At 48.1% G+C, this 22,142-nt stretch carries 25 protein-coding genes and 1 pseudogene; 15 read left to right on the top strand and 11 right to left on the bottom strand.

The window, feature by feature from the left end:
- Positions 1-120 precede the first annotated feature (120 nt).
- From Q0144_RS06150 to Q0144_RS06120, 7 genes and pseudogenes are all read left to right on the top strand, one after another.
- Positions 121-477: pseudogene (locus tag Q0144_RS06150) on the top strand (isoaspartyl peptidase/L-asparaginase); the annotation flags it as partial.
- Positions 454-702: an isoaspartyl peptidase/L-asparaginase gene (locus Q0144_RS06145; RefSeq protein WP_366111357.1), complete on the top strand. Its 249-nt coding sequence runs from the start codon at positions 454-456 to the stop codon at positions 700-702. The pseudogene Q0144_RS06150 and the gene Q0144_RS06145, both read left to right, overlap by 24 nt.
- A 24-nt stretch (positions 703-726) precedes the next feature.
- On the top strand, positions 727-1,842 hold the full coding sequence (locus Q0144_RS06140; RefSeq protein WP_298062595.1) for a WG repeat-containing protein: 1,116 nt from the start codon (positions 727-729) through the stop codon (positions 1,840-1,842).
- Positions 1,843-2,157: 315 nt separating this feature from the next.
- Entirely contained in the window at positions 2,158-3,651 is a 1,494-nt protein-coding gene (locus Q0144_RS06135; RefSeq protein ID WP_298062594.1) for an RNA ligase, read from the top strand.
- 85 nt (positions 3,652-3,736) lie between these two features.
- A complete protein-coding gene (locus Q0144_RS06130; protein WP_298062593.1) occupies positions 3,737-4,333 on the top strand; it encodes a metallophosphoesterase in 597 nt (198 codons plus the stop codon).
- 57 nt (positions 4,334-4,390) lie between these two features.
- Positions 4,391-4,561 (top strand): hypothetical protein, encoded by a 171-nt coding sequence (locus Q0144_RS06125; RefSeq protein ID WP_298062592.1) that lies wholly within the window; start codon positions 4,391-4,393, stop codon positions 4,559-4,561.
- A 410-nt stretch (positions 4,562-4,971) separates the two neighbouring features.
- Positions 4,972-5,139 (top strand): hypothetical protein, encoded by a 168-nt coding sequence (locus tag Q0144_RS06120; RefSeq protein WP_298062591.1) that lies wholly within the window; start codon positions 4,972-4,974, stop codon positions 5,137-5,139.
- Between the two features lie 273 nt (positions 5,140-5,412).
- Here the strand turns inward: Q0144_RS06120 and Q0144_RS06115 are convergent, their stop codons facing one another.
- From Q0144_RS06115 to Q0144_RS06105, 3 genes are all read right to left on the bottom strand, one after another.
- Entirely contained in the window at positions 5,413-6,510 is a 1,098-nt protein-coding gene (locus Q0144_RS06115; protein ID WP_298062621.1) for a HAMP domain-containing sensor histidine kinase, read from the bottom strand.
- A gap of 18 nt (positions 6,511-6,528) precedes the next feature.
- Complete coding sequence (locus Q0144_RS06110) at positions 6,529-7,191, bottom strand: response regulator transcription factor (RefSeq protein ID WP_298062590.1); 663 nt, start codon at positions 7,189-7,191, stop codon at positions 6,529-6,531.
- 348 nt (positions 7,192-7,539) lie between these two features.
- Positions 7,540-8,070, bottom strand: a complete 531-nt coding sequence (locus Q0144_RS06105; RefSeq protein ID WP_298062589.1) for a DUF1104 domain-containing protein — start codon at positions 8,068-8,070, stop codon at positions 7,540-7,542.
- Between the two features lie 319 nt (positions 8,071-8,389).
- On the opposite strand from Q0144_RS06105, the gene Q0144_RS06100 reads away from it, so the two are divergent.
- Positions 8,390-9,091: a YoaK family protein gene (locus tag Q0144_RS06100; protein ID WP_298062588.1), complete on the top strand. Its 702-nt coding sequence runs from the start codon at positions 8,390-8,392 to the stop codon at positions 9,089-9,091.
- A 70-nt stretch (positions 9,092-9,161) separates the two neighbouring features.
- Here Q0144_RS06100 and Q0144_RS06095 read toward each other — a convergent pair whose 3' ends face one another.
- The 8 genes from Q0144_RS06095 to Q0144_RS06060 all read right to left on the bottom strand — a co-directional run bounded on the left by Q0144_RS06095 (position 9,162) and on the right by Q0144_RS06060 (position 15,454).
- Entirely contained in the window at positions 9,162-9,707 is a 546-nt protein-coding gene (locus Q0144_RS06095) for a superoxide dismutase family protein (RefSeq protein WP_298062587.1), read from the bottom strand.
- A gap of 65 nt (positions 9,708-9,772) precedes the next feature.
- Positions 9,773-10,432 carry an ABC transporter permease subunit gene (locus Q0144_RS06090; RefSeq protein WP_298062586.1) on the bottom strand — a complete coding sequence of 220 codons (660 nt, stop codon included), beginning with the start codon at positions 10,430-10,432 and terminating at the stop codon, positions 9,773-9,775.
- Entirely contained in the window at positions 10,429-11,130 is a 702-nt protein-coding gene (gene modA / locus Q0144_RS06085; protein ID WP_298062585.1) for a molybdate ABC transporter substrate-binding protein, read from the bottom strand. Before modA ends, Q0144_RS06090 begins: the two co-directional genes overlap by 4 nt.
- Before the next feature lie 116 nt (positions 11,131-11,246).
- Positions 11,247-12,098: a ModD protein gene (gene modD / locus Q0144_RS06080; RefSeq protein WP_298062584.1), complete on the bottom strand. Its 852-nt coding sequence runs from the start codon at positions 12,096-12,098 to the stop codon at positions 11,247-11,249.
- 2 nt (positions 12,099-12,100) lie between these two features.
- Positions 12,101-12,598 (bottom strand): nitroreductase family protein, encoded by a 498-nt coding sequence (locus Q0144_RS06075; protein ID WP_291938251.1) that lies wholly within the window; start codon positions 12,596-12,598, stop codon positions 12,101-12,103.
- Positions 12,599-13,273: 675 nt separating this feature from the next.
- Positions 13,274-13,942: a ThiF family adenylyltransferase gene (locus tag Q0144_RS06070; protein WP_298062583.1), complete on the bottom strand. Its 669-nt coding sequence runs from the start codon at positions 13,940-13,942 to the stop codon at positions 13,274-13,276.
- Positions 13,935-14,714, bottom strand: coding sequence for a 5'/3'-nucleotidase SurE (gene surE / locus Q0144_RS06065; RefSeq protein WP_298062582.1), 780 nt, complete (start codon positions 14,712-14,714; stop codon positions 13,935-13,937). Before surE ends, Q0144_RS06070 begins: the two co-directional genes overlap by 8 nt.
- 239 nt (positions 14,715-14,953) lie before the next feature.
- Positions 14,954-15,454, bottom strand: coding sequence for a hypothetical protein (locus Q0144_RS06060; protein WP_298062581.1), 501 nt, complete (start codon positions 15,452-15,454; stop codon positions 14,954-14,956).
- A 68-nt stretch (positions 15,455-15,522) separates the two neighbouring features.
- Here Q0144_RS06060 and Q0144_RS06055 point away from each other — a divergent pair, with 68 nt between their 5' ends.
- From Q0144_RS06055 to Q0144_RS06025, 7 genes are read left to right on the top strand one after another with little or no spacing between them, the layout of a single operon-like run.
- The gene (locus tag Q0144_RS06055) at positions 15,523-16,710 is read left to right on the top strand and encodes a DUF354 domain-containing protein (RefSeq protein WP_298062580.1); all 1,188 of its coding nucleotides are present in this window, start codon (positions 15,523-15,525) and stop codon (positions 16,708-16,710) included.
- Positions 16,711-16,758: 48 nt separating this feature from the next.
- A complete protein-coding gene (gene greA, locus Q0144_RS06050) occupies positions 16,759-17,250 on the top strand; it encodes a transcription elongation factor GreA (protein WP_298062579.1) in 492 nt (163 codons plus the stop codon).
- 1 nt (position 17,251) lies between these two features.
- The gene (gene argC / locus Q0144_RS06045) at positions 17,252-18,259 is read left to right on the top strand and encodes an N-acetyl-gamma-glutamyl-phosphate reductase (protein ID WP_298062578.1); all 1,008 of its coding nucleotides are present in this window, start codon (positions 17,252-17,254) and stop codon (positions 18,257-18,259) included.
- Between the two features lie 43 nt (positions 18,260-18,302).
- Positions 18,303-19,037 carry a metallophosphoesterase gene (locus tag Q0144_RS06040; protein ID WP_298062576.1) on the top strand — a complete coding sequence of 245 codons (735 nt, stop codon included), beginning with the start codon at positions 18,303-18,305 and terminating at the stop codon, positions 19,035-19,037.
- A gap of 31 nt (positions 19,038-19,068) precedes the next feature.
- The gene (gene serB, locus Q0144_RS06035; protein WP_298062574.1) at positions 19,069-19,692 is read left to right on the top strand and encodes a phosphoserine phosphatase SerB; all 624 of its coding nucleotides are present in this window, start codon (positions 19,069-19,071) and stop codon (positions 19,690-19,692) included.
- Entirely contained in the window at positions 19,685-20,692 is a 1,008-nt protein-coding gene (locus Q0144_RS06030) for a transaldolase (RefSeq protein ID WP_298062572.1), read from the top strand. The genes serB and Q0144_RS06030 overlap by 8 nt, the downstream gene beginning before the upstream one ends.
- The gene (locus Q0144_RS06025; protein ID WP_177388521.1) at positions 20,692-21,909 is read left to right on the top strand and encodes a PilT/PilU family type 4a pilus ATPase; all 1,218 of its coding nucleotides are present in this window, start codon (positions 20,692-20,694) and stop codon (positions 21,907-21,909) included. The genes Q0144_RS06030 and Q0144_RS06025 overlap by 1 nt, the downstream gene beginning before the upstream one ends.
- Positions 21,910-22,142 lie beyond the last annotated feature (233 nt).

The raw sequence follows: 22,142 nt of genomic DNA, 5'->3' as shown, positions 1-22,142 counted from the left end.
AATCCTAAGCTCAAAGCATTAGATTTAGATCCAGCTGAATTCGCATTTGATTAAGCGAAACAAAAAGCGCAAAGTTATATCATTTCTTAAAATTCTGCAATTTTTTCGAAAGGATGAGATATGAAGCACTTTTCACTCTCAAAGACCGTTTTTATGGCGGCGAGTTTGGCCCTGCTCGGACTAACGGCTGCGAATGCGCAGGAGAAATTTTCCCCCGTCATCGTCATTCACGGCGGCACCAGCGGGCTTGATCTAACCAAGGAGGAATTTAAAATCCGCGAAGAGCCGATGAACCGGGCGCTTTTGGCGGGTCAAGCCGTGCTTGAACGGGGCGGCAGCGCGATGGATGCCGTAACGGCGGCTATTATGGTGCTTGAGGACGATCCGAATTTCAACGCGGGCAAGGGCGCGGTATTTACAGCCGACGGATTTAACGAGCTTGATGCCTCGATCATGGACGGCTCGACCAAAAAAGCGGGTGCGGTCGCGATGGATAAAAATGGTAACCTAGCCGCGGCGACCAGCACCGGCGACATGACAAATAAAATGACCGGCCGCATCGGCTCATATCAAAGATGCAGCGACAAGGAGCTAGACCTTGCTATCTCGAAAAAAGAATTTATAGATAACTTCCTCAAACAAGACGCCGAAGAAGGCTTTAGCTTCGAGCAGACGCAAGAGCTGCTGGGCGGGATAAATTAGCCTCAAATTTACAAAAGGACAAAAATGAAAAAAATTTTAGCGATGCTACTTTTAGGCTTGCTAGGTCTTGAAGCTAAGATAATTGGGCAGGGCGAGTTAGCGGACTACGGGTTGGTCTTTGCGGACGGTAACGCCGTAGATAAAGACGGCAACATAAAAGCCGTAGGTAAAAATTTTATGGTCACAGGAACCTTTTCTGACGGTCTTTGCGTGGTTTTTATAGGCGAACAGACCTTTTTTATGGACGAAAACGGCAGACTTGTCGTGCGTTTGGCGCCCGGTACGGGCTTTAAAACTAGCTTTACCGAGGGGCTAGCAGGCATCGCCAAAAACGGTAAATTCGGCCTCATAGATAAAACAGGTAAGGTCGTAGTAGAACCCAAATTTGACGATATGGGTATAGCCTTCAGAGATGGCGCGATAGTCGTGGGTGAGATGAAATACGGCAGGATGAAATACGGTTACGTGGATAAAAGCGGCACAACAATCATTCCCCCGCGCTACGACGAGGTAAGGTCGTTTTCCGATGGACTAGCCTCGGTGCGCACCGGCGATAAATGGAGCGTGATAGATAAAAGCGGCGCTACCGTTTCAAAGCTAAATTTTAACTACCCATTAAAGTTCACAGAAGGCTTAGCATCCGTAAAATTTAACGGACTTTACGGCTTTACGGATAAGGACGCAAACATCGTTATAGAGCCTAAATTTGAATTAGCGTCGCTCTTTAGCGAAGGGCTAGCGGCCGTAAAATCGAGCGGTAAATGGGGTTTCATAGACAAAAGCGGAAATTTCGCGATAGAGCCGCGTTTTGACGAAGTAAATAAATTTAAAGAAGAACGTGCCGTAGTGAGGATCGGCGAGCTGTGGGGTATCATAGATAAAAGCGGTAAATTTATCCTTGAGCCACAAAAATTCGACTATATATTTGACGAGTTTTACGGCGGAATGTTAAATTTCAAGGTAAATAGAAAAAGCGGTTGCCTAGGCATAGACGGCAAGGTCGCCATAGAACCAAAATTCGATAGCATATTTGTTTTTGAGGGCAACGCGACGGCCGCTAGTGTAGACTATAAAAGCGTGTTTATCAACAAAAAGGGCCGAATTTTACCTATTTCTTACTACTTTGAGATAGAAGATTGAGGTAAATTTGCGACGGTTTTAGCGAACGCTTTGCTTTTTTAAACTAACAAGCTACATTCAGTCACTAAAATTTCTCGCCTTTATGCCACATAAAACCCAATAGGCCTATTTTGCTAAAAAAATAACGTAAATTTAATTTTTACAATACGAGTTAAATTTGAAAATTTACATACTAAATTTTATCTCAGGCAATAAAACTTCGGTTGTTTTAATTTACTTTCATCCGTATTTAACTTTTGCCTTAAATTTTTGCACATGATAGCAAAATATGCAAATTTCAGGTAGAATATCGCCACATAAAATCAAGGCGGTAAAATGAGAAAATTTATAGTCGTTCGCGGACACGCGGGCTCGGGTAAAACGACTTTCGCAAAAGAGAAAATTAAAGAATTTCAAAACGAATATCCGCAGGCGCAAATTTATCATCTGGAAAACGATATGTTTCTAACCGATGAGGCGGGGGTTTATACTTGGTCGCCGAAGCTTTTGGAGGACGCGAAGCGCAAGGTCGCCCGCGAGATAAAGCAGGCGTATAAATTTGCTCTGGAAAACAAAGCTAAAGACGTTCTTATTGTGCTTAGCAACGTGAGTGCGCGCACCAAAGAGCTGCTAAGCCTAAAAGAGCAAGCCGCACAAAATGGATTTATTTTCGAATGCTTTAGAATGCAAAATTTCTTCGCCTCCGAGCACGGCGTCGATGAAGACACGGTGATAGCGATGTTTATCAAGGTCGCAAACAACAAAATAGAGGGCGAAATTTTGATCCCGCCCGTCAATCCTATGAGCGAAAGTGTAGCGCAAAAGATCAAAGACGCGGCGGCTCTAAACAGGCGCGATCTGCCCTTTGATGCGGCGCAAAATACCTACGTAACGAAAAAATATATCGCCGCCACGCAGGATAAAAGGCTCTGGAGTGCGCGTCAAAGCGAGCTTTATCCCGAGCTTCGCACCTACAAATACTCAAAACGCGTCTTTTTCAAAGCCGATTGGGATAAGGCATTGCTTGAGATGCGCGGGCTCATAATGGACGAGAATTTAAATATCATTGTGCGTCCGTTTAAAAAGGTCTATAACTATTCGGAATTTACCTCGCACAAAAGTCTTTATCCTATCGACATCACAGACGATACGCCCGTGCTTGCCGTGCGAAAGGTAAACGGGTTTTTAGGGTGTTGCACCTACGTAGATACCCACGAAAGCGGCGCGAGCTTTAACCGCCGCGTCATCTACTCTACGACGGGATCGACCGATAGTAGATTTGCACAGATGGCGCGCGAGCACTGCTGCAAATTTGAAGAGATTTTCAAACGCTATCCAAATAAAACTTTTTTATTTGAGATCACCGACGAGAGCGACCCACACATCGTAGAAGAGGAGCTTGGCGAGACTTTTATTGGACTTATCGACGTTAAAACTGGCGCGCAAGAGAGCGAATTTGAACTGGATAAAATCGCCGCAAGTACTGACGGAGCGCTAAAAAGACCTTTTTATAAAGAGGGCGAGCAGTATCTAAAAACGAGCTTTGCGGAGCTAAAAAATATAGTCAAAGAGGCGAAATTCGAGGGCTTTATGGTGTATATCCCGAGCCAAAACGATTTTTGCTTTAAGATGAAAACGCCTTATTATCTCGTGAATAAATTTTTCGCTCGCAGTAAAAACGAGGCGCTTTCCGGCAAACTCGATAAAACCAAGCTTGATGAGGAATTTCACCCCTTGATCGATCATATCAAAGCAAACGAGCGAGAATTCAAATCCCTTGACGAGCAGGGCAAGCTAGGCTTTATAAAAGAATTTTTAGAAAAAGTTTAACGTTTACCGTGCGAATATTTGGCGCCGCGCAAATTTGAACGTAAAGCGCAATTCGATGCGGCGATTAAAGCTTAAAGGAAAAATGATGATATTTTTTACCTCCGATTTGCATTTTTATCACGGCAATATTATGAAATACTGCCCTAAATTTAGGGCTTTTAACGACGTAAGCGAGATGAACGAAAAGCTAATAAAGCTCTGGAATGCCGTAGTGGGGCCCGAAGATACGGTTTATGATCTGGGCGATTTTGCATTTTGTAATAAATTAAAGGATCTAAAAAGCGTCGCGCGTAGGCTAAACGGCTCGCATGTGCTGATTTTAGGCAACCACGATACGCTCATTAGCCAAAACAAAGAAGCGCTGCTACGCGAGCTAAAAGACGACGGAAATCCTATCTTTAGCGATATCCTGCACTACAAGGAGCTAAATTTTGACGGCGGCGCGGGCGCAATAAAGGACGGCAAAGCGGGAATCAGCATCTGTATGTTTCACTATCCCGTAGAGGAGCACAACCGCGCCTCGAAAGGCTCTTTTATGCTTCACGGACACTTGCACGACCGCGCTTCCAGCCTAGAGGGGCGCATACTAAACGTAGGCTTTGACTCGCACGGCAAAATTTTAAGCTTAGATGAGATCGTGCAAATTTTAGGGCAAAGGCAAATCTCGGCAAGATATTTGTGATCCTGGCTAAACACGGACAGCCGCAGCATTGATTTAAGCGCAGGCTGCCGCAATATCTTGCAAAAGCACCCGCATAATACGGGGATAGGCAAAGCGCTCGGCGGTATCTTTATCGACAAGCACGGACACACGGGCTTTGCGTGGACGAAAGATAAGCTCGGAATGTATCACGGCGAAGCAAGGCTCGGAGCCAAACCGATCGTTTACTGGCCGCTAGGCGAGAAATGATCGGTTTTAGCAGATAGCGCAGAAAGCAGAGAAGCGCTTAGCAAGAAAAGATCAAATTTGATCCCGCCTATTTTGATTCGGGCGGGGTCAAATTTGGTTAAATTTAATGGCTTATTCAAAAATCCCAGAATTTGATTTTATACATAAATACGAAGTCAAATTTTAAAGCGATAAAACCTAGCTTCACCGCTCAAATTTAGCTTCTATTGCCTCGCTTGCCTTTTGCCTCCGCGCAAATTTTAAAATTTGCCGCGTGCTTTAAAAAGATCGGTGTGCATTTTGAAGGACGGCTATGCGCTTAAAATAGCTGCACCGCCCGTTTTAATAAAGCTTCGCTTCGGCAGAGTAGAGCTTGTCTAAATTTTAAAATTTATCCGCGTGTAGTCCGCGCAACTCGCCGAGCGGCAAGAATGGGAGGAGGGATAGCTTCCGTTCGAGTATCAAAACCCAAAACGATACCGCCTTTTGCACTAGCTATGAATACGGTGTGTATGAAGCAACAGAGCAAGGGCGAACCCAACCGGTGCGCGGGCGAAATTCGCGGAATTTTGCCGATTGTCGCGTGCGATTTTATCTAAGATGCTGCAAATTTTTTCCGTAGCCGCCGTAATTCTGCTCGCATCCAAATAAAATTTCACGAAATTCCGTAGAATTTTACGCTGTGTATTCTGCAAACCGATCGGCGAAATTTTGCGGACGCGACCGAATTATATGCGTAAATTCCGCCGTCAAATTATAATAGGGCGCAAATTTCGTGGATGGAATCGCTAGCTAAATTTAAACCCGCGCGGTTAAGCCCAGCAAGCCCGCCTGCTAAAATTTTGTTCGCGCAGAATTTCATTTGTGTAAAGTTAAAATTCCAGCCGAAACTCCGTCTCGCCCGGCTCGCTTCTGCACGAAATTTTAAGCCCGAGCTCGTCGCAGTATTTTTTCACGATAAAAAGCCCGATGCCAAAGCCGCCGTTGCGCTCGTCAAATCGGGTGTAGAGCTCGAAAATATGCGGCAAATTTTGCTGCGCAATGCCCGCGCCGCTATTTTTGATGCGAAGCGAGCGCTCGCTTAGGCTCACCTCGACGCAGCCGAGCTCATCACAATATTTTATAGCGTTGCCAAGCAGATTGTCGATGATTTTTCGCAGCTTAAACTCATCCGCGCAAAAGGCTACCGGGCGCAGATCGGCGCGTAGATTTATGCACTTTTGCTCCGCAGAGACGCCGAAATACTCGATACGACTTTGCAGTAGCTCGCCTAAATTTACCTCCCGCCCGCTGCCGCTTTTGTTTAAGCTTAACGCGGTTAGGTCTTCGAATAGCGCGTTTATCGTATTTGCGCCCGCCTTGATATTGCTCAGATATTTTTTCGCATCGGTATCGAAAAGCTCGATACTCATCAAAATCACGCTAAGCGGGGTTTTTATCTCGTGCGTGGTGTCGCGGATGAAGCCGTCAAGAAACTCGATCTTTTCATAAAGCGGGCGCAGCGAAAGGCGGATGATAAAATATGCGATCAGCAAAATAAGCGCCAAAACAAGCGCGCTCGCGGCTAAAATTTTAAGCTTCAGCGCCGCTAGCTTGCCCTCAAGCGCCTCCGTTTTGATCGCTACGTAGTACTCCGTGCCGTCCTTGCCGGTGAGATTAAACTGCTCGATCCTGCTGGCTCCCTCCATATACACGCGCGGCGCGTCATCCTTCGGCTCGAAATCCCGTGCGATCTCATCGCTACTATTCAAATCCGCAGCGTATGCCTGCATAGCGTCGAAATCGCCCTCGTTTAGGCGTCCGCCGCGTGCGAGCTTAGCCTCTAAGCCGTGTTTGAAATCCCTGATCGCAAAGGCATCGCGATCCGCGATAAAAAACTTCTCCCGCTCGTAAAATACACTGCTTACCAGTGCCAAAAACAGGACGCTGGTGAGCGTATAGAGCAAAAAAATCGGTAGAATTTGACGCATTTTGGACACGGCGCGCTCCTAGAGATATTTGTAGCCGAGCTTGGAAGCGTTTATGATGCGATCCTTACCTAAAATTTTTCGCAGCTCCGCGATATAAACGCGCAGGCTAAGCTCGCTCGGACTCTCGTCGTAGTCCCACAGCGCGGCGAAAATTTCATCTTTACTAAGGAATTTATCGCGGTTTTTCAAAAGCAGAGCAAGAAGCCTCGCCTGTTTTTGCGGCATCGACACGGCTCTTCCGTCGCGATAAAGCGCGTGCTGAGCCATATCGAAGCTAAAGTTTCCGCCGATATTTTCGCGCAAAGCGGCGTTGTGGACAAAGGTGCGCTTTAGCAGATTATCCGCGCGCAGAGCCAGCTCTTTTAGCTCGAAGGGCTTTTTGAGGTAGTCGTCGCAGCCGCTTTTAAAGCCGCTTTCGACGTCTTGCAGAGTATTTAGCGACGTCGTGAAAATGCACGGTGCGCCGCGCCCCGCCTCGCGTAGCTCGCGAAGTAGCGCAAAGCCGCTGCCGCCGATGATTTTGACGTCGAAGATCCACAGATCGAAGCTCTTTTCGTACGCTAAAGAGAGCGCCTCGTCGTAGCTTTTGGTGCCGCTTACCTCGTGCCCCGCGCCGCGCATATAGGTGCACATCATATCTAGCAGCATTCCCTCGTCCTCGACGATCAAAACCCTTGCCATAGTTCATTTCCTTGCGTAGAATTTTTGAAATTATACCCTGTAAAATTCCACGTAAAATTTAATTGCGAAATTTCACGGCAAATTTTATACCGCAGAATTTTAAAATTTACAAAGCAACGCTAAAGCTTTAAAATTCCGCCGCTGCGAAATTCTAAATTCCGCGACATAAAATTTTACGGCGCAGAATTTCAAAAACCTCGCCTGCGCCGATAAGGTTTTGCGAAATTTCATCGGCGCTACGCCGCATAAATTTCAAGCTAAAATTCTAAAATTCTCGCGCCGTATTTCGATAAAACAAAATTCCGCGCAAGTGTTGCGCGGAACTACGTAGCTTGCGCGTAAGCGGCACTACTGCGCCATAGGACACGGAGCGGCGCCCGCATTTTGATTGCACGGCATCTCGCCTCTTGGCGGCATTGCCGGATCCGCACCGTCGCCCATTCCTCTATGCGGCATATGACCGCGCTCGCCTGGAGCCGCATGTGATCCGTGCGGGCCGAACCCGTGAGCAGGCCTTTTAAATTTGCCGAAATTACCGCGATCCTTAAGCTCGATATCCAGCCTATCTGCTTGCTCGACGCTTAACTTGCCCGCCTGGGCGTTATAGTTTTGTCTAAACTCGTCTAGGAATTTCTCGCGATCCTCGACGCTCATAGCGTCCAGCTTCTTTTTAAACTCTGTCTTAAATCCGCGCTTGAGATCCCTTGCCTGCGCTCTTAGCTCGCCCGCGCGCTTATCGATCTCAAACGCCGCTTCGCTTAAGCTCTTGGCATCGGCGCCTGCGACTGCGGCATTGATCTGCTCGGGGCTGCTTGAGCTAAAATCTGCAGCGAACAGCACGCCAGTGACTAAAACGCTTGCTAAAACAATCTTTTTCATTCTCTCTCCTTTGTGAAAGTTGGCGTGATTGTAATAAAAAGTCGTGAAGAAAAAGTTAAGCCTCGCAAAAGTCGCAAAGAGAGTTAAATTTTGAAATTTTGCGAGCGCTACCGACAAGTTTGCCTTTGACATACGAGCTTAAATTTATGCGTAAATTTTAAATTTACGTGCGCTCGGGCGTGCAAATTCGTTCTTTCGCGAAGCCGCTTTTAAGCGCATAGAAATCACGCGTAAGCTCATTTTATAAGCATATGCAAGTAGGCTAAATTTTAAAATTATTTCAAATCGCTATAATTTTTCAAAAATTTAAGGAAGCTGGATGAAAATTTTAAATTTTGCGCGGACGAGCCTTGGCGCAAACATCTATCAGGGCATGGGTTTTGGCATCGCGATGACGTTTTGCGGCGGTTTTATCGACGCTTATACCTTCATAAAGCGCGGCGGCACGCTAGTGGCGGGGCAGACGGGCAACGTTACCTTTCTCTCGGTGGATTTGGCGACGCGGAATTTTGACGGAGCGCTTACGAAGGGCGTTACGATGCTTGCTTTTATGGCGGGCGTTTTTGCGGTAAGCATACTGCATACAAAACTTCATAGCGCGTTTTGGCGGCTTGCTACGATAGTGCCGCTGATTACGTTTTGCGCCATCGTGGGATTTTTGCCTGCGGATATGCCAGATATCTATATTGTGCCGCCGCTTGCACTGGGGATGGCGATGCAAACGACGGCGTTTAGCGAGGTCGCCGGCAGAGGCTATAACAATGCCTTTACTACGGGCAATCTCAAAAAGACGATGATCTCTTTGGGCGAATACGTAATGCACCGTAAAAGCGAAGATAAGCGCTCGGTTTTCATATACGCAGCCCTCGTAATCAGTTTCGTTGCGGGCGGCATCGCTTCGGCGCTTTTACAAAAGATCTTGGGTTTATATACGATTTTAATTGCGGCGGTGATTTTGGCGGTAACGGCAGGAATTTACGCCCTTATGCTGATTGAGCGCGAGGATCATCTTTCGTCTTGAATTTGCGAGGTTGATTTTATCGAAAAGATTTGCGGAGCGCGAAAGCTCCGCAAAGTATTTTGTCGAGCGCTTATTTTATAACGCCGCAGACCATTCTAGCGCCGCCGCCGCCAAGAGGCTTCGGATGGTCGCTGTGGTTATCGCCGCCTACGTGAACCATTAGCGAGTGGCCCTTTAGCTCATCTAGGCTCTTGATCTTCGGAGCTAGCACCGGATAGACCGCATTACCCTCGACATCGACAAAAAGCGCAGGCAGATCGCCCTTGTGGCCGCTATCGTCCCAAGCAAACGAGTGCTTTTTGGTATCACTTGGATCCCAGTGGCCGCCCGCTTTCATACCTAGACCCTTCTCGGTAGCGCCGCAGTCGGCGTTTTGATGCACGTGAAAGCCGTGCACGCCGCTAGCAAGACCCTTTAAATTTGGAAAGAACGCCACGCCGTAGTTCGTCTCGACCGCTACGACCTCGCCGACGGTTACGTTGCCCTTCTCGCCCAGCTGCTCCATAGCGATGACGAGGTGCTTGCCAGTCTTAGGGTCGAAATTTTGCATATCGCCGTGATCGTGAGCGATCAAAGCACTTGCGACTAAAATTGATGAAATTAGAAATTTCTTCATGAAAAATCCTTTAAAGTGAAATGTGAGTGCAATTTTATCCAAAAATACTTAAAAAATAATTTTTCTTATTTAGATAAATTTCGCTTTTTATCTAAAAGACTTATCGCGAAGAATAAAATCAAGCTAAAAATCACGAGCAAAACGCTTAAAATCAGCGCCCGCTCATTCTCGCCGTCATACACGGCGCCCATGATCGCAAGGCTTAGCGTGTCGGTTTTGCCCACGATATTTCCGCCCAGCATCAGCGTGATACCCACTTCGCCAAGCCCGCGCGAGAGCGCTAAAATAAGCGCGGAGCCGAGCGTTTTAAGCGAGCTTGGAAGGATAATGAAGAGGAAAATTTGAGCTCTGTTTTTGCCCAAAATTTGCGCGGCTTCGATTAGGCTTTTAGGAAAGAGCTCAAAGCTCGCGCACACCGGCTTTACAAACAGCGGCAGCCCTACCAAAAATGCGGCGATTACCAATGAAGAAAAGTTAAAAACGATGTCTAAATTTAACGCAGAGCCGATAAATCCGCTCTTTCCGAAGATATAAAGAAGTAGAAATCCCGTCGCGATCGGCGGGAAGATGAGCGGAAAAATTATCAAAATTTCGACGATCTTTTTAAATTTGGCTTTACTGAAAGCTAAAAAATACGAAATTGCTAGCCCTATTGAAATCAGTAGCAAAAAGCTGCAAAACAGGGCTTTGACGCTTAAAAGTAAAGGCCAAGCTATGTCGCTCATTTAAGACCGAATTTTGAAAAAATATCTTTTGAGCGGTCCGATTGAAATTCCTTCATTACCTTTTCGCAAAGCGCTTCATCGCTGCACGCGCTAAGCCTTGCGATGCCGATGTATGCGGGGCTGTAGAGGCTCTCGTCGATGTAGATGATCGAGCCGAACTCATCTTTTTTGGCGACCGCTTCGGTGCTGTTGATAAAGCCCGCTTGCACCTCGCCGTTGATGACGTAAGCGACTACCTGCGGCACGCCTGCGACGGCTAAAATTTTATCTTTTACCCCATCCATCTTGGCGTTTTGTAAAAACTCGTTCGTTCTGATACCGTAAATCGCCTTTTTAGGATCTGGCATCGCGATTTTATCGAACTTTTCGATCTCCGAGACGTCGTTTATTTTGATATTTTTCGGCGTCACCAAAACAAGCGTGCCGCGCCCGACGCGCTCAAATTTAGTGATATTTAGATCGCTTTTTTTCAAAAACGCCTCGTCGCCCACGATGAATGAAATTTTATTCTCGCGCGATTGAATGACGAGCTGGCCGAGGTTGGCAAACGATCCCGCCACGTCCATGCCCTCTTTTTTCAAATTTTCGATCACGGCCGAGACGGGCTTTTTGTACCCGCCGCCGGCTGCGATTATCAGCTGATCCGCGCAGAACGAAACGCTTGCCGCAAGCGCCAAAATAAAAGCAATTTTTTTCATGAAAATCCTTTTTTTGAAATTTTAAGAATTCTACAAAATATACTCTTATTTATTAATAAATTGCACTTTTAATCCCTTAGCTTAGCGTATCGCGCCTTAAATTTAAAATTTAATATTTAGATAAACTCTATCTTTCCGCCTAGATCGCACACGCCCTGATTCCAAACCGCCGAGCTTACGAGCACGTCCGCGCCGGTAGCCGCGAACTCGGCGCAGTTAGCTTTATTTATGCCGCCCGCAGCGCAAATTTTAATCTGCGACGCCGTCTCATCTCGCCTCAAAACGCAGGCTCTAAGCTCGCCAGGGCTCATCTTATCGCACATTATCGCATCCGGCGCGTATTTTAAGAGCTCGCTAAATTCGCGCTCGCTCGCCACTTCGATCATGATCTTTCGCTCGGGCGCGCGCTCTTTAAATTTAGCGACCTGCGCGCAAAACTCGCTAAAGCTCGCAAACGCGCGAATATGGTTTGAAAAAAACAGGACGCTGTCGTACAGCCCCAAGCGGTGCATCGTTCCGCCGCCCGCTATCAGCGCATTTACGCAAAGCTCCTTCGCAAAAGGAAAGCTCTTGCGCGTCGCACCCAGCACGCAGCGCGGATTAGCCTCTCGCATCAGCGCAACCATCTCGTGCGCGTAGGTCGAAATTTTGCAGGAGTACTCAAACACGATCTGAACGATCTTCCAAGCTTTATGCAGGCTCTCAAAGCTCCCCTGCGCGCTAAAAATTTCATCCCCCGCGCAAAATGCGCTTCCCTCGCGCGCTAGATGCTGCGTCTCGCAACCAAAGCGCGCCGCTACCTCGCGCGCAATCTGCCCGCCGCTAAAGATCAGATCCTGCCTCGTTACGATCGAAAGCCGCGCGGGCGCGTTTAGATCCACAAAGTCTTGCAAAAGCTCGGTCGTAAGGTCCAAAAACGCGCCGTCGCTAGCGATAAGATCATCGATTTTACTCTGCGAAATAAACATATCTAGCCTACGAAGTGAATTTTAGCGGGCTCAAAGCGTGAATGCGCCTTTGTGACGCGAGACGGAAAGCCCAAAGGCATAATGCAAAACGCCTCTAAATGCCCAGGCAGATCCAAAATTTCTCTTACGCGCTCCATTGCGTAAATATCGGGCGCTACGCCCAGCCACGTGGTGCCAAGCCCTAAATGGTGCGCCGCCAGCCAGAGATTTTCTGCCGCACAAGCGCAGTCGTAGCGAGCGTAGGGCTGGAATTTTAAGCCGCTTTTGCGCGTGCAGACCACGATCGCAAGCGGCGCATCTTTCGTGCAGCCGCCGTAGGTGCCGACGCTGCTAAGTAGCGTAAGCGTGGTGCGGTCGCGCACTACGTAAAACTCCCATGAGCGCTGGTTGCCCGCGCTAGGGGCTTGCATCGCGGCTTTTAGCACGAGCTCGATCTGATCGTCGCTCGGCATTTTTTCAGTAAAATTCCGCACGCTCGTGCGTGTAAAAATTTCATTCATCGCTACTCCTTTAAATTAAATTTCTAAATTCCGCTTTTTGCGAGCGGCAAAAAATGGAATTTAGAAGTAGGCTTGCCGCTGCGTTTGCTTGAGCCCTGCTTACACTTTACGCTTATTTAGGCGCTACGCGGCGGCTGATGCGCGCAGATATGGTTTTGCTTGCCTGAGCGCGCCTTTTTTTGCATCAAAAAGCGCAAAGTCGCGATAAAATTTCAAATCGCGCTGCTGCGAAAATCCGCCGCAAAGAACATCCGCTCAAACTCAGCTTGCTTAAATTTCGCTCACGAGCAAGCTCGCGACCCGCGTATTTAAATTTTAATCCTAGACCGCTATCTGGCTTGTTAAAACTGCGCGCCGTATACATCGGCATGCGCGTGTAACTCGCGTGGTCCTTAAATTTCATCTCGCGCCGAGTCTGCGTCGATCTTTACGGATAAAATTTTATCCTTCGCAGCAATGAAATTTCACCTTCGTGCCGAGCAAATTTTATCTTCGTCGCCCGGACAAATTCCGCTTTCGCCGCTTTTTAATTTTAACCGCACGTGCGCCGCGAAGCACTTGCCGCGCCGTACCGCATGCAAAGCGCGCTCAGATCAAAAGCTCAAAATATCTAAAATTTAACCGCCAAGCACGACTAGGCGGAGCCATGCGCCGAAGCGCTATGAAATTTAAGCGTTAAACCTGCTCGCCTATCAGCCTGCGCACGACGTAGCTTGCGATGAAAAGCCCGAAGCTCGCGGTCACGCCCATGAAGCTACCCATCGATTTGACGCGCGGCGGCTCGCTCGAGCAGACGACGTCAAAATCGCCCGCAAAGCCGCGCTTTCGCAGCTCATATCTGATCTTGCGCGCGAGCGGATCGCCTTGCGTCTGCCAGATTGATCGGATTTCGATTTTAGCGGGATCGAGCCTCTTTGCGCCGCCCATCGAGCTTATGAAGCCCGCGCCCGCCTCGCTACAGCGTAGCGCAAGAGCGATCTTGGCGCCCACGTCGTCGATCGCATCGATTACGAAATCAAATTGTGCTAGATCAAATTTAGATAAAAATTCCTCATCGATCCTAGCGGCAATCGGCGTTACGCCTTTAAATTTGCGCGCGAAAACCTCGCATTTTAGCTCGCCTACATGCTCGCTTCCAAGCTGGCGGTTTTGATTGGTGATCTCGAAGCGATCGCAATCGATTACGCTTAAGCTTACCGCGCCGCTGCGGTACAGCGCCTCTATCGCCGCTCCGCCCACGCCGCCGCAGCCGCAGATTAAAATTTTAGCGCTTTGCAGCCTTGCGAAATCCTCGCCGAAAAGTAGGCGCGAGCGCGAAAAGCGGTCTACTGCGACCTCACTCATCGTTTTTCATCCACCTTTCTAGCGCGCTCATCTGCTCGTGCGCGGTCAAATTTAACTTAATCGGGCTTAGCGTCGCCCGCCCCTCAAAAAGTGCCGAAATGTCGCTATTTTCGTTTTTGCCTGCATCAAAACTGAGCGTAGATTTGCCTAGCCAATAATACTCCATTCCGCGCGGATTGCGGTTTAGCTGCGCGTCGGTATCGTAGAGCTTCTCGCCGCATGGTGCGACTGTTAGCCCCTTGAAATCTTGCTTTGAAACGGCAGGAACATTTAAATTTAAAAACTGCTTCGGCGGCAGAGGAAAGCCTTTTTTAAAGATTTTCTCGACCAATTCCACCGCGAGCTCGCACGCGAGATCAAATCCGTATCGCTGCAGCGAGTCCGCGACGTAAAACTGGCTCACCGCAAGCGCGGGAATGCCTTGCAAAACCCCCTCCATCGCGCCTCCGCAGGTGCCTGAATAGGTCACGTCCTCCGCGACGTTGGCGCCGTGATTTATGCCGCTTATCACAAGATCGGGCTTGCGATTATACAGCGCGCGAAGCGCCAAATACACGCAGTCTGCGGGCGTAGCGTCGTCGAGTTTGAAAAATCCGTCGTCGAGCTTTACAAATCTAAGCGGGCGCGTGAGCGTGAGCGAGTGCGAGCATGCCGATTTTTCTGAGCTTGGCGCTACGATAGTGACGTTTGCAACCCCTCTTAGCGCGCTTGCAAGCTCCAAAAGTCCGCGCGCTTCGAATCCGTCGTCGTTAGTGATTAAAATTTCTTTCATATTCTCTCTTTAGCTAAAATTTCACAACAGACCTATCAGGGCGGAATTCTATCTGCAAAAATTCTAGCGCTTAATTCTTTACTATGCAAAAATTGCTACTTAGCTTGCGTGGCGTAGAATTCCGTCGCGCCAAATTTTTTCGCAAAAATTCCATCACGAAACTTAGATCGCAAAATTCATAGAAAAATTTCGCTTTCGCGCCGATGCAAATCCGCGGCATAAAATTACGCTAGACTTATCTATAACCCTGCTTTGCGGCATATCTCCTCGCTCACCTGCGAATCAAGTAGGTGTGAGCTTGGATAATCGTAGAAAAATCGGTGCACTTCACGCACTCCGTTTCGCAATAAAGCTCGCGTACTAGGTGCGTTGCAGTCATTTTCGGTAATATCCTTGGCTAGCAATTTGAGATATTTTTGCCGATCGGAGCTTTTCAGGCTCGCCCAGCCAGGGCTTAGCGAGTAGGCATAGATCAGATCGCTTCCTTGTGCGCTAATTTCTTCGAGGAAGGCAAACTGCGCGACCTTAACGTGGGGCTTGGCGCCGCCTACGTCTGCTGCGATCTCGCTAGCTGCGGCTTTAGCGACGAGTGCGGGCGAGCCTAGCTTACTAAGCGCCTCAAAACGCGCCGTTACTGCGGGATCCTCGGTGACTTGACGCTTTTGGTATTTAGCCGCGCCGCAACCGCCTAGCAACATCACGAACGCGCCACATAGCGCTAAAATTTTAAAATTTCTCATCTTAAATCCTTTGTCGGCTTAATTTTAGCACATTTTGCTATAATTAACAAAAATTTAAAAGGCTAAATTTGAAATATTTAATCTCTTGCCTAGAACCCTCGGCGAATCTGCATTTTAAAGAGGTTCTAGCGCATCTTAAAAGGCTCGATCCCGCTTACAAAATTTGCGGAATTTTCGATGAAAAGCTGGGCTCGCCGATATACAAAAGCAGCGAATTTTCGGCGATGGGCTTTATAGAAATTTTGCCGTTAATTTTAAAAGCCAAGCGCGCGGTAGCGCAGATGACGCGGCTTGCGGCGGAGTGCGATCGCGTGCTTTTGATTGACTCGCCCGCGTTTAATCTACCGCTAGCTCGCGCGATCAAAGAAAGCGGCGCGCGCGCGGAAATTTCATATTATATCCTGCCGCAGGTTTGGGCATGGAAGCCGCACAGAGCGGAGAAGCTGAAGGCGTTTTGCGATAATCTGCTCTCAATCTGGCCTTTTGAGGCAAAATTTTTCGGCGCGGATTGCGAGGAAGATGAAGGCGCTGTGCCGCAAGAAGCGGAGGGCAAAGACATTGTACTACAAGAAACAAAAGATAAAGACGTTGCACCGAAAGAGGATGCCGCGCGCCAAAGCAGCCAAAGCGCTAAAACCGCAAAATACTCTTTCGTGGGACATCCGCTGCTTGATGAGATAAAATTCCAAAAATCAAGCTACGAAAAACAGGGCAAGATCGCCTTTATGCCGGGCTCGCGCAGGGCTGAAATTTCAAGACTGATGCCGATTTTTAGAGCCCTTGTGCCTAAATTTGAAAATAGCGAGCGAGTCTTAATAATCCCGCCGCATCTGATGGATCAAAGAGATGAAATTTACGGGCCTCTGGGCGGCTTTAGCATCGCAAACGATACTCCCGCCACGCTTAAGGATTGCGATTTTGCCTTCATCTGCTCGGGTACGGCGACGCTTGAGGCGGCGCTCATCGGCACTCCGTTCGTGCTGTGCTACAAGGCTCGCGCGTTTGACGTTTGGCTCGCGCGAAAGCTCGTAAAGCTAAAGCACGTGGGGCTTGCGAATATTATTTTTGATTTTTTGGGCGAGGAGCCGCTACATGAGGAGCTTTTGCAATCCGAAGTAAGCGCGCAAAACCTACTCGCCGCATATGAGCGCTGCGACGCCGCGAAATTTAAACTTGCGAGCGAAAAGCTGCGAGATTATCTGAAATTCGGCTCCAGCGAAAACGTGGCAAAAATTTTAACGCAGCCTGCGAGCTAAAATTTTAAGGCTAAAGCTTATATAATTTGATAAAAAGAAAGGAAGATTATGACGACCGAACCAATGACGCTTTACGGATATGAAAAGATCACCTCCGAGCTCAAAGAGCTTCAGAGCGTGAAGCTGCCTCACATCGTGCAGCAGATCGACATCGCGCGCGGACACGGCGATCTGAAAGAAAACGCCGAGTACCATGCGGCGCGCGAAGAGCAAGCGTTTTTGCTCTCGCGCATCGCCGAGCTTAGCGACATCGTCTCTCGCAGTAAAATCATCGACCCTTCCACTTACGAGCACGACCGCGTAAAATTCGGCTCCACCGTTACCTTTATGGACGTAGAGACCGAGCGGGAGGAGGTTTACACGATCGTAGGGCTTAGCGAGGTCGATATTTCAAGGCATCTCATCAACATCAACACGCCGCTTGCACGCCAGCTTTTAGGCAAAGCAGAGGGCGATGAGGTGGTGCTTCAGCTGCCATCAGGCACGCGCGATGTGGAAATTTTAAGCGTCGAATACAAGCCGATAAAATTTGAGAATTAGCGTGAAAAAAGTAGGCATCATCGGCGTTAGCGGCTATACAGGGCTTGAGCTGATTAAGGCTCTACTTTCCCACCCGGGCTTTGAAATTTCGTATTTGGGCGCCTCTACGCAGGGCGAGATAAGCGAAATTTTCCCGCAGCTTCGCGGCGTGTTTGAGATGAGCGTAGAAGCTGCGGACGCTCGCGTTGCGGCACAAAGATGCGATCTTATTTTCTTGGCGCTGCCGCATGGAAAAGCGATGGAATTTGCCCGCGAAATTTTAAAATTTAAAAGCGTCAAGGTAGTCGATCTATCGGCTGATTACCGCCTAAGTCGCGAGCTTTACGAGAAAAATTACACCACGCATTTAGACCCTCGTAATTTAGCCCACGCCGTTTACGGACTGCCTGAGCTAAATCGCGAAAAGATCCGCACCGCGCGCCTTACGGCAAATCCTGGCTGCTATCCCACCTGCTCTATTTTGGCGCTCGCGCCGTTTATACGGCTACTAGATCCCGCCCTCGGCGTATTTATCGACGCAAAAAGCGGAGTAAGCGGCGCAGGCAAGACCCTTAAAACGAGCAGCCATTTCGTAAGCGCGAACGAAAACGCGGGCGCCTACTCGCCGATCTCGCATCGCCACGCAGACGAGATCAAAGAGCAGCTGCAAATTTTAAAAGGCGGCGAATTTAGCACGCTTTTCGTGCCGAATTTGCTGCCGATTACGCGCGGGATGCTAGTTAGCGCGTTTGGCGTACTGCAAAAGAGCGTGGATGCAGAGGCGGTGCTGCGGGAGTTTTACGCAAACGAGCCTTTCGTGCGCGTCCGAAGCGAGCCCGTGAGCATAAAAAACGTCGCAGGGACGCACTTTTGCGATATTTTTGTAAAAACTGCCGGCGATAAAATTTGGATCAACTCGGCGATCGATAATCTTTTGCGCGGAGCATCGTCGCAGGCGGTCGCAAATGCAAATTTAATGTGCGGATTCGCCGAGGCTACGGCGTTGCCGCGTATCGCACACGGAATTTAAGCGATGAACTTTTTCGCAAAAGCGCTCACCCGCGGGAGCCTAGATGCAAAATGATCAAATTCAGACGATAAAACCCGGCGCGATCTTTATCGGCGATGCGCACGCGGGTGCGAGCAGGCCGCAATTTTTGAAATTTCTGCGCGCGCTGAAGGCCGAACCCGCGCCGCCGCCTCAAATTTTTATGATGGGCGATATGTTTGATTTTTTGGCAAATACGACCTACGTGCAGCGCTTCTACGAAGAGGAGATCGCGCTAATAAACGAGCTGTCGCGAAAATGCGAAATTTTTTACTTCGAGGGCAACCACGATTTTAATCTGCGCGAAATTTTTCCCCGCGCAAAAGTTTATCCAAACGGCGCGCAGCCCGTGAAACTTATCTGCGAGAGCGGCGAGGCGGTACAGATCGCGCACGGCGATCTGTTTTTGCCGCGTCTAATGCAGTTTGCGCTGCTTTCGCTGCGAAACAGAGCTTTTCTGAAATTTATGGACCTGCTCGATCGCGCTTTAAAATTTAAAATTTCAAAAGTAATCTTAAAATCGCAAGAAGGGAAAAATCTATACAAAAAAATGCCAAATTTTAAGGATATAATCGCGCCGAAGATCGATTTTTACGCGGCAAATTTGATCATCGAGGGGCATTATCATCAAGATGAAATTTTATATTTTGGCGAAAAAAAATATATAAATTTATGCTCGTTCGGGGTTAGGAGCAAAATTTACGAGGTCGCAAAAAGCGAAAAATTTATGCTAATTCCAAAAAACTTAAACTTAAATTAGCTATAATTCCTAAATTTTTGCGAGGATATTTATGATAAAGCTTTGTGTTTTCGACTTTGATTCTACGCTGATGGACGGCGAGACGATAGGTTTTTTCGCCGCTAAAATGGGCACGCAGCGACAAGTTAGCGAAATTACGAAGCGCGCGATGGCGGGCGAGCTTGATTTTTTCGAGAGCCTTAGCGAGCGAGTGGCACTTATAAAGGGGATGAAGCTTAGCGATGCCAAAGCTATCGCAGAAAGCCTGCCTTTTGTTTGCGGCGCTAGCGAGATCATCGCGTATCTGAAAAATAAAGGCATAAAAGTGATCGTCTTTAGCGGCGGATTTCATCTAGCCACGGACGTCGCGCAGAAAAAACTGGGCTTTGATGCGAGCTTTGCGAACTATCTGCATGAAAAAAACGGAATTTTAACCGGGCTTTTCGGCGGCGAGATGATGTTTGGATACTCAAAAGGGGCGCTGCTTGCGCAGCTTAAATCGCTGATGGGTCTAGAGACGAGCGAGGTAATGTGCGTGGGAGACGGCGCGAACGACGTTTCGATGTTTCGCGAGGCGGGGCTTAAAATCGCCTTTTGCGCGAATGAAATTTTAAAAGAGCACGCGAGCGTCTGCATTGAAAAAAAGGATTTGAAGGAGATTATGAAATATGTATGATAAAGCCCTAAATTTCAGCCTTTGGTGCGACTTTTTGGAGCGCGATTTTATCGATAAAGATTTCGACGAGCTGATCAAAAAAGGCATAATTAACGGTGCGACTTCCAATCCCGCGATCTTTAAAAATGCGATCCTAAGCTCCCCCGCATACGATGCAGCTAAAGAGGAATTTAGAAAAAAAGAGCCTAAAAAGCTGTATGAAATTTTAGCCACCGCGGATATCAGAAGCGCAGCGGAGAGCCTGCTTAAAAATTTCATTAACGGCGATGACGGCTTTGTGAGTATCGAGGTCGATCCATATTTCGCAGACGACACCGAGGCGATGTATCGCGAGGGCAAACACCTATACGGCACGATCGGCATGCCAAACGTAATGATCAAAATCCCTGCTACGAAGGCGGGCTACGAAGCGATGCGCGATCTGCTAAAAAAGGGGATCAGTGTAAACGCGACCTTGGTTTTTTCGCCTGAGCAGACCATAAAATGCATCGAGGCGATAAAAGAGGGAATTGCAGGCTTTCGTCGCTACTTCCCGAAGGCAAATTTACCAAAAACCGTAATTAGCATCTTCGTTAGCCGCTTCGATAGGTTATTAGATGAAAAAATGGCCTCAGCAGGCCTTCCTACCGGTAAAATCGGCATAATGAACGCCGCGAAGTGCTACAATATCATCGCTAAAGAAAATTTAAACTACGTAAAGCCGCTGTTTGCGAGCACGGGGGTAAAAGGAGACGATCTGCCGAAGGATTACTACGTAAGCGAGCTGATGTATCCGAGCTGCGTAAACACCGCGCCGCTTGAAACGATAGAGGTTTTTATAAGCGGCGATCAAAAGCCCAAAATGCCACTTAGCGATGCGCAGATAGAGGAATTTTTCGCTCGCGTAGCGGAGGCAAAGATCGATATGAAAAAGGCGTATAAAAAGCTGCTGGATGACGGACTGGCGGCTTTTGAAGAGGCATTTAAAGAGATAATAAAAACACTTAAAAAGGAGAAATGATGGCGGGTTCTATAGATTATTCGCAGTATCAAGTTGACGCTTCTACGCTGGATTTTAAGCAGCGAGACAGGCTAAATAAATATTTGGAATTTCTAATCCAAAATGGCGGTAGCGACCTTCATATAAAATCGGGCGCGGTTATCAGAGGTCGTATCCACGGCGAGCTAGTAAAATTTAGCAAAACGCCATTTTTGAAAGAAGACGCGATGACGCTAGCTAAGGAGCTTCTCATCACGCGCTTTCCGGAGCTTATCGAGAAAAAGAGCGTGGATTTTACCTACAAGCTAAACGAAGATTATCGCTTCCGCGTTAATATTTTTTTTCAGATCGACGGTATCAGCGCGGTTTTCCGAACGATCCCGGTTAAAATTCCAGAGATCGACGATCTAGGTCTGCCGCCTTCGATCAAAGATATTTGCGACACGGCTATGCGCGGCGTCGTGCTACTTACGGGACCTACGGGAAGCGGAAAGACGACAACGATCGCAAGTATGATAAATCGTATAAATAGGCAAAGAACCAGCCACGTCGTTACGATCGAGGATCCCGTCGAGTTCGTATTTAAAGACGATAAATGCATCATCAATCAGCGCGCTATCGGCGAGGACTGCAACAACTTCGCAGATTCGCTTCGCGCCGCGCTGCGAGAGGATCCGGACGTTATATTTGTGGGCGAGATGCGCGATTTAGAGACGATCGAGACGGCGCTTCACGCCGCAGAGACGGGTCACCTCGTGTTTTCGACGGTGCACACCATCGACGCAAAAGAGACGGTAAACCGCATTATCGCGATGTTTGAGCAGGCTGAGCAGGAGCGTATCCGAATGACGCTTGCATCCGTCCTAGAGGCGGTCATCTCTCAGCGTCTTGCCCGTACTATCGAGGGCAAGCGCGTGGCCGTCGTTGAAATTTTGCGCAAAAACACGCGTATTAAGGATATGATACTTGATGCGCGTGACGATGAAATTCCAGACGCGATCGCCGATGGTCGCAACACCTACGGCATGCAGACCTTCGATCAGCACCTGCTCGATCTTTACAGAGATGGTATCATTACCCGTGAGGAGGCGCTGGATAAGGCCTCTAAGCGAAACGACCTCGACCTGCAGATAAAAAACGTCGATCTTGCCAAAAAAAGGGATTTGGCGGCAGAATCCGGAGAGAGCGCCGAGGAGATGCTCGCCGGCGAAGTCGTACAGCTAAAAGAGATCCGCTAAGTCGTAAATTTTAAAATTCTAAATTTTTGCAATTTAAAATTTTAAAGAATTTTGCCTGCCGCCGCGCAGGCAGAATTCTATTCGTTTGCCCGCTGCTACGCGGGTATATACTACCTTAAATTTCATTTTAAAATATCTATAATTTCGATTAAAATTCCACGTCCGATTAATCTTATAAAATTTCTATTTATTTAATCTTTAATAAACAAAATTTCAACTAAATTTCAGGGGGG

The sequence above is a fragment of the uncultured Campylobacter sp. genome, from assembly GCF_938045345.1.
In the GTDB taxonomy this organism is placed as follows: Bacteria; Campylobacterota; Campylobacteria; order Campylobacterales; family Campylobacteraceae; genus Campylobacter_B.
This window is presented reverse-complemented; position numbering and strand designations above follow the sequence as displayed.

Coding starts and splice junctions, on each gene's coding strand:
- Q0144_RS06145 (WP_366111357.1), top strand. CDS start 454: ATGGACGGCTCGACCAAAAAAGCGGGTGCGGTCGCGATGGATAAAAAT.
- Q0144_RS06140 (WP_298062595.1), top strand. CDS start 727: ATGAAAAAAATTTTAGCGATGCTACTTTTAGGCTTGCTAGGTCTTGAA.
- Q0144_RS06135 (WP_298062594.1), top strand. CDS start 2,158: ATGAGAAAATTTATAGTCGTTCGCGGACACGCGGGCTCGGGTAAAACG.
- Q0144_RS06130 (WP_298062593.1), top strand. CDS start 3,737: ATGATATTTTTTACCTCCGATTTGCATTTTTATCACGGCAATATTATG.
- Q0144_RS06120 (WP_298062591.1), top strand. CDS start 4,972: ATGGGAGGAGGGATAGCTTCCGTTCGAGTATCAAAACCCAAAACGATA.
- Q0144_RS06115 (WP_298062621.1), bottom strand. CDS start 6,510: ATGCGTCAAATTCTACCGATTTTTTTGCTCTATACGCTCACCAGCGTC.
- Q0144_RS06110 (WP_298062590.1), bottom strand. CDS start 7,191: ATGGCAAGGGTTTTGATCGTCGAGGACGAGGGAATGCTGCTAGATATG.
- Q0144_RS06105 (WP_298062589.1), bottom strand. CDS start 8,070: ATGAAAAAGATTGTTTTAGCAAGCGTTTTAGTCACTGGCGTGCTGTTC.
- Q0144_RS06100 (WP_298062588.1), top strand. CDS start 8,390: ATGAAAATTTTAAATTTTGCGCGGACGAGCCTTGGCGCAAACATCTAT.
- Q0144_RS06095 (WP_298062587.1), bottom strand. CDS start 9,707: ATGAAGAAATTTCTAATTTCATCAATTTTAGTCGCAAGTGCTTTGATC.
- Q0144_RS06090 (WP_298062586.1), bottom strand. CDS start 10,432: ATGAGCGACATAGCTTGGCCTTTACTTTTAAGCGTCAAAGCCCTGTTT.
- modA (WP_298062585.1), bottom strand. CDS start 11,130: ATGAAAAAAATTGCTTTTATTTTGGCGCTTGCGGCAAGCGTTTCGTTC.
- modD (WP_298062584.1), bottom strand. CDS start 12,098: ATGTTTATTTCGCAGAGTAAAATCGATGATCTTATCGCTAGCGACGGC.
- Q0144_RS06075 (WP_291938251.1), bottom strand. CDS start 12,598: ATGAATGAAATTTTTACACGCACGAGCGTGCGGAATTTTACTGAAAAA.
- Q0144_RS06070 (WP_298062583.1), bottom strand. CDS start 13,942: ATGAGTGAGGTCGCAGTAGACCGCTTTTCGCGCTCGCGCCTACTTTTC.
- surE (WP_298062582.1), bottom strand. CDS start 14,714: ATGAAAGAAATTTTAATCACTAACGACGACGGATTCGAAGCGCGCGGA.
- Q0144_RS06060 (WP_298062581.1), bottom strand. CDS start 15,454: ATGAGAAATTTTAAAATTTTAGCGCTATGTGGCGCGTTCGTGATGTTG.
- greA (WP_298062579.1), top strand. CDS start 16,759: ATGACGACCGAACCAATGACGCTTTACGGATATGAAAAGATCACCTCC.
- Q0144_RS06040 (WP_298062576.1), top strand. CDS start 18,303: ATGCAAAATGATCAAATTCAGACGATAAAACCCGGCGCGATCTTTATC.
- serB (WP_298062574.1), top strand. CDS start 19,069: ATGATAAAGCTTTGTGTTTTCGACTTTGATTCTACGCTGATGGACGGC.
- Q0144_RS06030 (WP_298062572.1), top strand. CDS start 19,685: ATGTATGATAAAGCCCTAAATTTCAGCCTTTGGTGCGACTTTTTGGAG.
- Q0144_RS06025 (WP_177388521.1), top strand. CDS start 20,692: ATGGCGGGTTCTATAGATTATTCGCAGTATCAAGTTGACGCTTCTACG.